Origin of the sequence: Rahnella sp. RcJ3 (assembly GCF_009498575.1) — a bacterium.
Lineage (GTDB): Bacteria > Pseudomonadota > Gammaproteobacteria > Enterobacterales > Enterobacteriaceae > Rahnella > Rahnella aceris.
Genome location: NZ_QSNX01000039.1, coordinates 1 through 11,890, shown reverse-complemented (window position 1 = coordinate 11,890; position 11,890 = coordinate 1). Strand labels below are relative to the sequence as shown.

10 protein-coding genes are annotated in these 11,890 nt (G+C 52.7%); 7 read left to right on the top strand and 3 right to left on the bottom strand.

The window, feature by feature from the left end; all coding sequences use genetic code 11:
* Window positions 1–71: 71 nt before the first annotated feature.
* Window positions 72–317, bottom strand: a complete 246-nt coding sequence (locus DXU84_RS24560; protein WP_228389062.1) for a hypothetical protein — start codon at window positions 315–317, stop codon at window positions 72–74.
* A 237-nt stretch (window positions 318–554) separates the two neighbouring features.
* Between DXU84_RS24560 and DXU84_RS24555 the strand changes: the two genes are divergently transcribed.
* Complete coding sequence (locus DXU84_RS24555; RefSeq protein ID WP_153376827.1) at window positions 555–1,250, top strand: pirin family protein; 696 nt, start codon at window positions 555–557, stop codon at window positions 1,248–1,250.
* A 64-nt stretch (window positions 1,251–1,314) separates the two neighbouring features.
* Here DXU84_RS24555 and DXU84_RS24550 read toward each other — a convergent pair whose 3' ends face one another.
* Window positions 1,315–4,035, bottom strand: a complete 2,721-nt coding sequence (locus tag DXU84_RS24550) for an autotransporter outer membrane beta-barrel domain-containing protein (RefSeq protein ID WP_153376826.1) — start codon at window positions 4,033–4,035, stop codon at window positions 1,315–1,317.
* Window positions 4,036–4,435: 400 nt separating this feature from the next.
* Between DXU84_RS24550 and DXU84_RS24545 the strand changes: the two genes are divergently transcribed.
* The 5 genes from DXU84_RS24545 to gntR all read left to right on the top strand — a co-directional run bounded on the left by DXU84_RS24545 (window position 4,436) and on the right by gntR (window position 9,552).
* A complete protein-coding gene (locus DXU84_RS24545) occupies window positions 4,436–4,759 on the top strand; it encodes a PTS sugar transporter subunit IIB (protein ID WP_013573539.1) in 324 nt (107 codons plus the stop codon).
* Entirely contained in the window at window positions 4,756–6,084 is a 1,329-nt protein-coding gene (locus tag DXU84_RS24540) for a PTS cellobiose transporter subunit IIC (protein ID WP_013573540.1), read from the top strand. The genes DXU84_RS24545 and DXU84_RS24540 overlap by 4 nt, the downstream gene beginning before the upstream one ends.
* A 53-nt stretch (window positions 6,085–6,137) precedes the next feature.
* Window positions 6,138–7,520 carry a glycoside hydrolase family 1 protein gene (locus tag DXU84_RS24535; RefSeq protein ID WP_153376825.1) on the top strand — a complete coding sequence of 461 codons (1,383 nt, stop codon included), beginning with the start codon at window positions 6,138–6,140 and terminating at the stop codon, window positions 7,518–7,520.
* 13 nt (window positions 7,521–7,533) lie between these two features.
* The gene (locus DXU84_RS24530) at window positions 7,534–8,451 is read left to right on the top strand and encodes a LacI family DNA-binding transcriptional regulator (RefSeq protein ID WP_013573542.1); all 918 of its coding nucleotides are present in this window, start codon (window positions 7,534–7,536) and stop codon (window positions 8,449–8,451) included.
* 105 nt (window positions 8,452–8,556) lie between these two features.
* Entirely contained in the window at window positions 8,557–9,552 is a 996-nt protein-coding gene (gene gntR / locus DXU84_RS24525; protein ID WP_014411484.1) for a gluconate operon transcriptional repressor GntR, read from the top strand.
* Between the two features lie 144 nt (window positions 9,553–9,696).
* On the opposite strand, the gene DXU84_RS24520 is transcribed toward gntR, so the two are convergent.
* Window positions 9,697–10,212: a gluconokinase gene (locus tag DXU84_RS24520; protein ID WP_013573544.1), complete on the bottom strand. Its 516-nt coding sequence runs from the start codon at window positions 10,210–10,212 to the stop codon at window positions 9,697–9,699.
* A gap of 246 nt (window positions 10,213–10,458) precedes the next feature.
* On the opposite strand from DXU84_RS24520, the gene gntT reads away from it, so the two are divergent.
* Complete coding sequence (gene gntT / locus DXU84_RS24515) at window positions 10,459–11,775, top strand: gluconate transporter (protein ID WP_013573545.1); 1,317 nt, start codon at window positions 10,459–10,461, stop codon at window positions 11,773–11,775.
* Window positions 11,776–11,890 lie beyond the last annotated feature (115 nt).

Here is an 11,890-nt window from a genome sequence, read left to right as displayed (position 1 = left end):
GGTCCATGATGAGCATGAACCCTTTTTACACGAGCCACCGGATCGGTCAACTGATCCTTAAACGATCGGCATTAGCCCTGATTGGCCTCTTTCTCACTGTTCGCATCCCAGTAAACCAGTTTTGGCGCACCATCTCCGGCAAAGTAATATCCCAAAACCATCGCGCAGGTCCGGTCAGCAGGCGCAGAGAGATTTCTTAACGCCATAATGTTACTCGCGCTAATCATTTTATCCGGATTAATTTCAACGGCTTTAAATAATCCCGCCGACACTACACCACCGGTTATTCCCGCGATCAACTCGCGGCGGTTAATCATGATAATTACCGGAAACAGATGTCACATTAATTTACCTTAAGGAGTTTCTTCTTTGAGTATTGTACCGATGGGTAATTAAGCAACCTGTACAAGAACAATTTACCTCAACCTTCCTCAAATCCTTTGGATTGAGTCACCTGCATTTGTTCATATTTTTTGAACAGAGGGGTGAAGTTTTTACGCTTTCTTATTCTCAGGCGTTGACTAGACTAGAGAAAACATTGAGGAGAGTTGAACATGATCTATTTACGTCAGGCACAAGAACGCGGTCACGCCAGTCACGGCTGGCTGGAAAGCTGGCACACCTTCTCTTTCGCCGATTATTACGATGCACAATTCATGGGATTCTCCGCACTGCGGGTGATCAATGAAGACTTTATCGATGAAGGACAGGGTTTTGGTAAGCATCCGCATAAAGACATGGAAATTCTGACCTATGTGCTGGAAGGCACCGTGGAACATCAGGACAGCATGGGCAATAAAGAACAGATCCAGGCGGGGGAATTCCAGATTATGAGCGCCGGGACCGGGGTGACACACTCTGAATACAACGGTAACAGCGACCGTAAACTGCACCTTTATCAGATCTGGATTATCCCGAATCAAAAAGGGCTGGAACCGCGTTACGAACAGCGTATGTTCGATGCGCCGCAGGGGCGCCAGTTAGTGCTTTCACCGGATGCCCGCGACGGTTCGCTGAAAGTGTTCCAGGATATGGAGTTGTCCCGCTGGGCGCTGAAAAAAGATGAACAGTCGGTTTATCAGATTCAGGCTGACCGCCGCGTGTGGATCCAGGTGGTAAAAGGCACCGTGTCCATCAACGGTAAGAAAGCCGGGCAGAGTGATGCGCTGGCGATCTGGGATGAAACGGAATTGTCCGTTCACGCAGAGGAAGACAGCGAAATTCTGCTGTTTGACCTGCCGCCAGTCTGATCATGGTGAAGTCAAAAGCAAAAGGCGGTGCTCCGGCATCGCCTTTTTTTGCATCATTCATTCGTCATTTGAAGCTGACATTAATACCGATATTGCCCCGGTAACCTTCCTGTTTTCCGTCAAAGCCACGCTGATAATTCACGCTGGTGTAAAACGATGCATTTTTACTCAATGGCGCCGTGATCCCGCCACCTGCTTTCCAGGCGCTTTGCGAGAAATCAGGTGAAATCTCAGTGCTGCCGATGGTGACGGCGGGCGCATCGCTGAGCGTCGATACCGCGTCGATATTCAGGTATGGCGTAATGTTGGGCTGATCTACCTGAGGCTGATGAGAAAGCCGCAAACCGCCGCGTGCCTGTACGCTGTTGTCGGCGGTTTTCGCTACCGCGGCAATACCGTCATTGAACCCTCTCATATGCAGATACTGATAAATCACCTGCGCCTGGGGTTCGAGCCTCCAGCTTTGGGTTATTGCAAAGGGAATGCCGCTTTCCGCTGAAAGCGCCACGCCGTAGCCGTCCTGTTTAGCTTCCGTTTCACTCTGGAATTCGGTGTGGTAATCGGTGACTTGCCCGACGAAATCCAGATACGCGCCGCTGTCGGTCTTCACGGTGTAATAGCCGCCAATGCCGTAAGCATCGGTAGACACATCTCCGGTATCGGTGGATTCACCGACCAGCCCGCGGGCGCTGTCCGAGCTGCTGGTTTTCTGATCCCCCAGCGAAATCATCACCCCGGCATGCACATTATTCCCGCGCGGTGTCTCATCCTGATACAAATCCTTGCCGATCTGGATATAACGAATGTCGCTGTCAAAACTGAAGCGACCTACATCATAATTATCATGCGATCCGCCGACGCGTGCCCATGTGCCATCCTGAGCACGTTTGACGCTATCGCCGGTACGTTCGTGATAAGACCCCATTGAGCTAAAGCCGTACTGCCGGTTAAGGAAGGGCGCGGCAATGTAACCCACGACATCCGTCCGGTAGGCGATCACCGGTTTAGGTGTGGGTGCAGGTTGCGGTGTGGGCTCCGGTGTCGGGTTAGGGGTCGGGTCAGGATCAGGCACTGGTTCCGGCGGCGGCACCGGCTCGAGCCAGGTGCGCAGATACCAGTCTTTTGGCGACGTACTGCCGCCTTTATAGAGATAATAATCGTATGCCCCCGCACTGACTTTTCTCAGCAATTTCAGCGACGATGTGTCATCCCCATCCACCTGCACCAGACGGATCCCGTCGCCTGTCGTCAGCGCACCATTGCCCCCGGCATTGCGCACCAGCACCCCAAAATTGCCGCTGGCGTTACCCTGAACATGCAGTAAATCGGTGGGGGAATTATCGCTGCCCAGTTGCGTGTTGAAATTCAGGGCACCGTTGCCGGAAAGCGTGCTGGCGGTAAGTGTGTGGAATGCCCCCTGCTGCGGTTGGGTGAAGTTCATCAGGCTGTTATCGAGCGATAAATCCCCGAGCACGGAATCGCCAGTCAGATTCCACACCGACTGATTATTCAGCGCCAGTGAATTGAGGTTTTGTACCGAGCCGGTCAGCACGGAGGCATCCAGTGTGACATCGGTTTTCGCCGTCGTCGCATTGATAATATTGCCGATAATCTGGCTTTTGCCGCTGACATTCACCGTACTGATGCCGTTATCGGCAAAGGTCATGGCCGCGTTAATACCGACAATGCGAGCGGCGTTTTCGATGATCACTTGCGCATTACCGTTGTAAATCTTGCTGATGCCGATATTGCCGCTGTTTATGGTCGCGTTATCAATGCGAACGTTTTGCCACTGATCGTCTGTCATGGGGGCGCCGCTCAGTGACAGGCCGACGGAGGCATTGCCCGGTGTGGAAATAAGTAGTTCATTTTCCAGAATCAGGTTGTTAGCGCCGAGGAATGTTATGCCGTTAGTGGACGTCGCCTTCGTGGTAATGGATCCGCCGTTGATCCGTACATTGCTGTCGTTTTCCAGCATCACGCCGTTGCCATATTGCCCGGAGGTGTGGATGTCGACATTCTTCATTTGTAAATTACCGAATGACAATATCACGGCATTGCTCTGATCTTTCTCTGTGATGATGGTTCCGCGATCATAAGTGACATTTGAGAAGCGGTCAGCGGACCCGTCGATACTTATCCCCTGGCGAACCTGAGATAAAATTGACGTATTCAGTAATGTGGCATCGGCATTGTTGATGGCTATTGCCGAACTGCTGGACATTCCCGAAAGATGATTAACAGTCAGCCCGGTGGCATTCAGCGTGGCGCCATTATTCACCTCAACGGCATTATCCGCATTATTGGCGTTAATTGTGGTATTCATCATATTCGCGGTGGCGTTATTATTAATCACCACTGCCGCACTGTTAGAATTAAGGGTCGCGTCGTTGATATTTAAAACACTGCCTGCATCTTGTATCGTCACCACATGGGAAATTTCCCCGGATTGACTGTTGTTATTAATCACGGAATCTTTCCCGATATTAATGACACCGCCATTTTGCGCGACAAGCGAGGAGCCAAGCTGGCTGCCGGAAGCGTTGAACGTGTTAGCCAGGAACGTCAGTTCTGCGCCGTTATTGACCATAATGCCATATTTTATCAACGGGTTATCGGCGACAATATTTTCGTTATCCTTGGTGGATAAGGTCAGCTTTTGATTGTTCGTCAGCAGCAGTGGCAGGGTGTAATTTGCCGCACTGGCGCTCATGACGGCAATATTGGGCAGGCAACACGCCAGCAGAATACATCGTGTAATTTTACAGGTGTTAAACGCCGGCATCAGGCATTCCTTAAAGATAATAAGCGGTGAATGCCGGACAATGTATTGATTAATTTCCCACCGACAAAATCATTCCATATCAATTTTTAACATCACATAGTGCGTGATATTAATCAGGTCTTATTTTGATTTTTGACGGTTTTAAATATCCTGCTGATGAGTAATTTAATCCCTCCGTGATAATTGTTATCTGGTTTTTCCTGTAGCGTGAGTTTCTTACTGCGCGAATGAAAAATGCGCAAAATGTGAAACGTTTCACATTGCCGGACAATCACCGTGAAATTTTATGAACAGGTTCGCACATTTTCCCTGAAGCCATGGAAACCGGTTTCCATAAAGCCTCAAATACCCTCAACAGGCTAAAAAGGGCAGAACATTAATCATCTCGGAGTGAAGCAAAATGAAAAGAATCATGCTTTGTTGTTCGGCGGGGATGTCGACCAGTTTGTTGGTGCGCAAGATGAAAGAAGTGGCGGCGGAACGCGGAGAAGAGGTGCAGATTGATGCATTCGGTGCCAGCGAGTTTGATGAAAAATTCCGTGATTATCAGGTGGTACTGCTCGGACCGCAGGTGCGTTACATGCAGGCTGATTTATCTGCCAGAGCGGCAGAATTCAACATTCCGGTCGAAACCATCAACATGATGGATTACGGCATGCAGCGCGGCGATAACGTGCTCGACTTCGCTTATGGCCTGATCGCACAGGAAGGAAGCCGCGTATGAGTGGCCTTTATCAGGCGATGGTTAACGTCATCGAAAAACACATCACGCCCCTGGCGGGCAGCGTTGGCCAGCAGCGGCATGTGATCGCCATCCGCGACGGCTTTATCGCTGCGCTGCCTTTTATGATTATCGGTTCGTTCATGCTGGTCTTTATTTTCCCGCCATTCTCGCCGGATACCACCATGGGATTTGCGCGCGGGTGGCTGGATCTGTCGCTGAAATACCGCGAGCAGCTGATGTTGCCGTGGTATCTGAGCATGGGCGTGATGACGTTTTTTATTTCGGTAGGCATTGGCGCAAGCCTCGGCAAACACTACAAGCTTGATCCGATCATGACCGGTTTACTGGCGTTTATGGCGTTTCTGCTGGTGGCTGCGCCGTATCATGACAAACAAATCTCGACGCAGTATTTCTCCGGCGAAGGCATTTTCACCGCGATCCTGACGGCGATTTATGCCGCCGAAGTGTATGCGCTGCTCAAGCGCCGCAATATCACCATCCGCCTGCCGAAAGAAGTGCCGACCGGCGTGGCGCGTTCGTTTGAAATTCTGATCCCGGTGGTGGCGATTGTCGCCACGCTGCACCCGCTGAACCTGTTTATTCAGTCCACCACCGGCATGATTATTCCGGAAGCCATCATGCATTTGCTGGCACCGCTGGTTTCTGCGTCGGATTCCCTGCCAGCGATTTTGATTTCAGTGTTTATCTGTCAGGTACTGTGGTTTGCGGGGATTCATGGCGCGCTGATTGTCACCGGCATCATGAACCCGTTCTGGATGACCAATCTGGCACTCAACCAGACGGCGTTGCAGGCCGGTGCGCCATTGCCACACATTTATCTGCAAGGATTCTGGGATCACTATCTGTTAATTGGCGGCGTGGGGTCGACCTTACCGCTGGCGATTTTGTTGCTGTGCAGCAAGGCCGTGCACCTGCGCACCATTGGCCGGATGGGGGTGGTGCCGAGCTTCTTTAACATCAATGAACCGATCCTGTTTGGCACGCCAATTATCATGAATCCGGTATTCTTCCTGCCGTTTACGCTGGTGCCGATGCTGAACGCTATTTTTGCTTACACCGCCACCAAACTCGGCTGGGTCGCGCAGGTGGTCTCGCTCACACCCTGGACAACGCCTGCGCCAATCGGTGCGTCATGGGCCGCAAACTGGGCATTCAGCCCGGTAATTATGTGCCTGTTCTGTATGGTGTTATCAGCCGTTATGTACTATCCGTTCCTGAAAGCCTATGAACGTACGTTGCTGAAACAGGAAGCGGAAAAAGCCCTGGCACAGACGGCGGGCAATGCCGTGCCGGCAAACAGCTAAACAGTCAAATAATTCAGTTAAAAACGTAAAGCTAACGGACAGCGAGGATGACGATGAAATACGCATTTCCAAAAGAATTCTGGTGGGGCAGTGCCAGTTCAGCGCCGCAGACGGAAGGTGAAACCCTGAGCCACGGAAAAAGCGCGACGGTGTGGGATCACTGGTATTCACAACAGCCGACGCGCTTTCACAATGACGTCGGTCCGCAGGATACCTCGACGTTTTACAAAAACTGGCGCGAAGATATCGCGCTGCTGAAACAGCTCAATCACAACACCTTCCGCACCTCGATTTCCTGGGCGCGTTTGATCCCCAACGGGCGTGGTGAAGTGAATCAGGAAGCGGTCACGTTTTATAACCAGGTGATCGACGAAATGCTGGCGCAGGGCGTACAGCCGTTTATCAATCTGTTCCACTTTGATATGCCGATGGCGATGCAGGAACTCGGCGGCTGGGAAAACCGGGACGTCGTGCAGGCTTACGCAAAATACGCCGATACCTGTTTCGAGCTGTTCGGTGACCGCGTGAAGCATTGGTTTACGTTCAACGAACCGGTGGTGCCGGTGGAAGGCGGTTATTTGTATAATTTCCATTACCCGAACGTGGTGGATTTCAAACGGGCTGCCACCGTGGCGTATCACACTATGCTGGCCCATTCGCTGGCAGTGAAGGCCTATCGCGCCCGCAATTCTGGCGGTGAAATCGGCATTATTCTTAACCTTACGCCGTCTTATCCGCGGTCACAGAATCCGGCTGACCTGAAAGCCGCTAACATTGCGGACCTGATGTTTAACCGCAGCTTCCTCGATCCGGCGCTGCGCGGTGAATATCCGCAGGAACTGGTGGAATTGCTGAACAAATACGATCAGCTTCCGGCCTGCCAGCAGGGCGATAAAGCACTGCTGCAACAGGGTGTGGTGGATTTACTCGGCATCAACTATTACCAGCCGCGCCGTATTCAGTGCCGCGACAGTATGGTTAATCCGGAAAGTCCGTTTATGCCGGAATGGTTCTTCGATAACTATGTCATGCCGGGACGTAAAATGAACCCGCACCGTGGCTGGGAAATCTACGAGCAGGGCATTTACGATATTCTGACCAATCTGCGTGAAAACTACGGTAATCCGCGCTGTTTCATTTCCGAAAACGGCATGGGTGTGGAAAATGAACTGCGCTTTGAACAGGCGGGGCGGATTGATGATGATTACCGCATCGAGTTTGTCAGCGGGCACCTGAAATGGCTGCACCGCGCCTTGCAGGAAGGCAGTGGTTGCCTGGGTTATCACATGTGGACATTTATTGATTGCTGGTCATGGATGAATGCCTATAAAAACCGGTATGGTTTCATCCAGCTGGATCTGGAAACGCAGAAGCGTACGGTGAAGAAAAGCGGCGAATGGTTCGCGGCGGTGTCTAAAAATAACGGTTTCGATTAACACAAGGAAAGACATGGCAAACATTAACGACGTTTCGCGGCTGGCGAAGGTGTCGAAAGCGACGGTGTCCCGTGTCCTGAGTGGCAGCCGCGGTGTCAAAGAAGAAAGCCGCCTGGCTGTGATGCAGGCGGTGGAAACACTGCAATATAAACCGAGCGTGATTGCGCAGTCGCTGTCCACGCAGTCTACCGGTTGTATCGGCGTGATTTGTGCGACCGAAAACATCAATCAGTCCACCGGTTATCTCCACGCGCTGGAAAAAGAGTTGCGGCTGAATCAGAAGTATCTGCTGCTGCGCTTTGCCACCGACGCAGCGAGCCTGACGCATTCCGTAGCTGAAATTGGCCGCGGTCTGTGCGATGCGATGATTGTGATCGGTGCGCGTTTTCCGCTGCCGGCATTGCCGGAAAACGTGATCACCATTGATTGTCTGGATGCGGATTCAGCACGCAGCATTCACTTTGACCGCAGCTTTGCCGCCGAAACTGCCTGCCAGTATGTGCTCAAACAAGGGCGCCGGCAGATTGCCCTGATCAACGCGGAAAACAGCGAAACCGCCGGACAAATCTTGCAGGGATATCATCTGGCACTGGAGAAATTCCTGCTGCCTTACGACCGGCGGCTGGAGCACAGCGGCGCAGATGCGCTGACGAAACTGCTGGCACAGAACGTGCCGTTCAATGCGTTGCTGGTGCCGGACGATGCCACCGCGCAGGATGCACTCCGTCAGCTCGCCCTGCACGGGCGCGCCGTGCCTGAAAATGTGATGGTGTTCAGTCTCGACAGTACGCTGCCACCGGGCGTTTCTGCTGTTCCGGCGATTGCCTATCCGCTGGAAACCCTGGCACAACGCGCGATGGCGCTGCTGACCGGCCAGCTCTCAGCGAACCTCAGCGCACCGGTTCGCGGGCAGCTTTCCCTGCCTTCCTGATAAACCTCTCATGTCGCGCAGCAACGGATATCCGCCTGCGCGATTGTTTGCTAACATCACGCTCTGATCCCTTAACCTTTTCAGCGGCCCATCTCTTTGATGAATATGAAGAAAAAAAGACCCGTACTCCAGGATGTTGCCGACAAGGTGGGCGTCACCAAAATGACGGTCAGCCGTTATTTGCGTAACCCTGAACAGGTTTCCGGCGCGTTGCAGGAAAAAATCTCTGCGGCGCTCGACGAGCTGGGCTACATCCCCAACCGCGCACCGGACATTCTTTCTAACGCTAAAAGCCGCGCCATCGGTGTGCTGCTGCCGTCGCTGACCAACCAGGTGTTTGCGGAAGTGCTGCGCGGCATCGAAAGCGTGACTGATATCCACGGTTATCAGACCATGCTGGCGCACTACGGCTACAGCCAGGAGCGCGAAGAACAGCGTCTGACTTCACTGCTTTCCTACAATATCGACGGACTGATTTTGTCCGAACGCCATCACACCGCGCGTACGCTGAAGATGATTGAAGTGGCCGGTATTCCGGTGGTGGAGATGATGGACTGTGTGTCGCCGTGTGTGGATCTGGCGGTCGGCTTCAACAACTTCGAAGCCGCGCGGCAGATGACGCAACAAATTATCGCGCGCGGCCATCGTCATGTGGTGTATTTCGGCGCTCGTCAGGATGAGCGAACCATTATCAAACAGCAGGGTTACGAACAGGCGATGCGTGAATCCGGTCTGGAGCCTTACAGTGTGATGACCAGCCGTTCTTCCAGTTACAGTGGCGGCGCGGAATTACTGCGTCAGGCGCAAAAAGACTGGCCACAAATCGACAGTATTTTCTGTACCAACGATGACCTCGCGGCGGGCGCATTTTTTGAATGTCAGCGCCAGGGGCTGAAAATCCCTTCACAAATGGCGATTGCCGGTTTTCATGGGCACAACATGGGGCAGGCGATGGAGCCACCACTCGCCAGCGTGCTGACACCGCGCGAAAGAATGGGGCAAATCTCCGCCGAACGTCTGCTGGCGAGACTTCGCGGCGAAGAAGTGGTGCCGAGAATGGTGGATGTCGGGTTTACGATTTCTGCGGGTGGAAGTATTTGATTTGTTGAGCCTGGTTTACTTGCCACTTTGAATCCGGGTGGTGCTCGTCCTCCTCACGTACTACGTGTACGCTCCGGGGCCTGTGCTCCATCCGAATCCAAATTGGCTGCGCCACCGACGGCTCACCTGTGGCTTTTTAAAGTCTTACTTCTGTACCGTCTTCAAAGCCGCGATACAGCGATCTACCACACCTTCAAACTTGTGATCGATATTCACGCGCAACACATCCGGTTCGTCTTCGCCCGGTTCTTCGAGCGCATCGAACTGGCTGCGCAGTAAATCGGTCGGCATGAAATGTCCGGCACGCGCTTTAAGGCGCTCGGCAATCACTTCAAAACTGCCTTTCATGTAGATGAATACCATGCCTTCGTTGTCTTTACGCAGGGCGTCACGGTAGCGACGCTTCAGTGCAGAACAGACAATGATGCCGGTTTCATTTTTATGGCGCAGGCTGTAAGCCGCGTCGTTGAGACGCAATAACCACGGCGCGCGGTCATCGTCGTTCAGTGGCGTGCCGCTGGCCATCTTTTGAATATTGGCGCGGGGATGAAGATCATCGCCGTCGATAAATTTCGCGTTAATTTCACGGGCCAGTGCCGCGCCGACGGTGGATTTACCGCTGCCTGACACGCCCATCAGAATGATGCTTTGTCCTGCCATAAGTATGATCTCTATCCCAAAATGAACATTTTGACTGCGTAGTGAGTCCTAATATTACCATGTTACCGGTATCATGATACCGGTAACAAATGGAGATGTGACTAATATCACAAAGGAATGCACTGCTGTTTTAGCGGTCGCGGTCTGTACCCGTAGCACTGTTAATTCCTACAACATCTTGAAAATTAAAAACAATGCTTCACCCGGTTTTTAGTCATACCCGGGTGACAGCGTGAGGGGAAGAATATGCCATTAGTTATTGTAGCGGTGGGTGTCGCACTGCTGTTGTTACTTATGATCCGATTTAAGCTTAATGGCTTCATTGCACTGATTCTTGTCGCGCTGGCGGTGGGGATTATGCAGGGAATGCCGGTCGATAAAGTCATCACCTCGATCAAAAACGGGGTAGGCGGGACGCTTGGCAGTCTTGCGCTGATCATGGGCTTCGGTGCCATGCTCGGTAAAATGCTGGCGGATTGCGGTGGCGCACAACGTATCGCGACCACCCTTATCGAAAAGTTTGGCCGTGAGCACATTCAGTGGGCGATCGTGCTGACAGGTTTCATCGTCGGGTTTGCCCTGTTCTATGAAGTCGGTTTCGTGCTGATGTTGCCACTGGTCTTCACTGTGGCCGCGGCGGCGCGTTTACCATTGCTGTATGTCGGGGTTCCGATGGCGGCTGCGTTATCCGTTACACACGGGTTCCTGCCTCCGCACCCTGGTCCGACGGCGATTGCGACGATTTTCCATGCGGATATGGGTAAAACACTGCTGTTTGGTTCACTGCTGGCGGTGCCGACGGTGATTCTGGCAGGGCCGGTGTATGCGCGCTTCCTGAAAGGTATCGACAAACCGGTGCCTGAAGGTCTGTTTAACCCGAAAACCTTCACGGAAGAAGAGATGCCGGGCTTTGGCGTCAGCGTCGCGACTTCACTGGTGCCGGTTATTCTGATGGCATTCCGCGCACTTTGCGAAATGATCCTGCCGAAAGGGCATCCGGTGCTGGCGTATGCTGAATTCTTCGGCGACCCGGTGATGGCAACGCTGATTGCGGTGCTGATCGCTATCTTCACTTTCGGTCTGAACCGTGGCCGTAAGATGGAAGATGTGATGGCAACTGTGACCGATTCCATCAAAATCATCGCGATGATGTTGTTAATCATCGGCGGTGGCGGTGCGTTTAAACAGGTGCTGGTGGACAGCGGTATTGAAAAATACATTGCAGCTCTGATGGACGGCAGCACGCTCTCGCCAATCCTGCTGGCCTGGTCCATTGCGGCGGTTCTGCGTATCGCATTGGGGTCTGCTACCGTGGCAGCGATTACTGCGGGCGGTATTGCCGCGCCACTGATCGCCACCACGGGCGTCAGCCCTGAACTGATGGTGATCGCCGTCGGTTCCGGCAGCGTGATTTTCTCGCACGTCAACGATCCGGGCTTCTGGTTGTTCAAGGAATATTTCAACCTGAGCATTGTCGAAACCTTCAAATCCTGGTCTGTGCTGGAAACCATCATTTCCCTGTGCGGTCTGGCGGGATGTCTGCTGTTGTCGATGGTCGTCTGACGACAAATTGTTAGCATATAAAAGGCGAGCCGCGTGGCTTAATGCCGGTCACTTAAGGTGACCGGCATTGTTTTTTAAGGGATATTTCGACCTTTTTTCTCTCACTTCCCTGACA

What these genes read in the sequence shown, in the direction of transcription:
- gntT (WP_013573545.1), top strand. Translation starts at nt 10,459, where the DNA reads ATGCCATTAGTTATTGTAGCGGTGGGTGTCGCACTGCTGTTGTTACTT.
- gntR (WP_014411484.1), top strand. Translation starts at nt 8,557, where the DNA reads ATGAAGAAAAAAAGACCCGTACTCCAGGATGTTGCCGACAAGGTGGGC.
- DXU84_RS24550 (WP_153376826.1), bottom strand. Translation starts at nt 4,035, where the DNA reads ATGCCGGCGTTTAACACCTGTAAAATTACACGATGTATTCTGCTGGCG.
- DXU84_RS24535 (WP_153376825.1), top strand. Translation starts at nt 6,138, where the DNA reads ATGAAATACGCATTTCCAAAAGAATTCTGGTGGGGCAGTGCCAGTTCA.
- DXU84_RS24560 (WP_228389062.1), bottom strand. Translation starts at nt 317, where the DNA reads ATGATTAACCGCCGCGAGTTGATCGCGGGAATAACCGGTGGTGTAGTG.
- DXU84_RS24555 (WP_153376827.1), top strand. Translation starts at nt 555, where the DNA reads ATGATCTATTTACGTCAGGCACAAGAACGCGGTCACGCCAGTCACGGC.
- DXU84_RS24540 (WP_013573540.1), top strand. Translation starts at nt 4,756, where the DNA reads ATGAGTGGCCTTTATCAGGCGATGGTTAACGTCATCGAAAAACACATC.
- DXU84_RS24520 (WP_013573544.1), bottom strand. Translation starts at nt 10,212, where the DNA reads ATGGCAGGACAAAGCATCATTCTGATGGGCGTGTCAGGCAGCGGTAAA.
- DXU84_RS24545 (WP_013573539.1), top strand. Translation starts at nt 4,436, where the DNA reads ATGAAAAGAATCATGCTTTGTTGTTCGGCGGGGATGTCGACCAGTTTG.
- DXU84_RS24530 (WP_013573542.1), top strand. Translation starts at nt 7,534, where the DNA reads ATGGCAAACATTAACGACGTTTCGCGGCTGGCGAAGGTGTCGAAAGCG.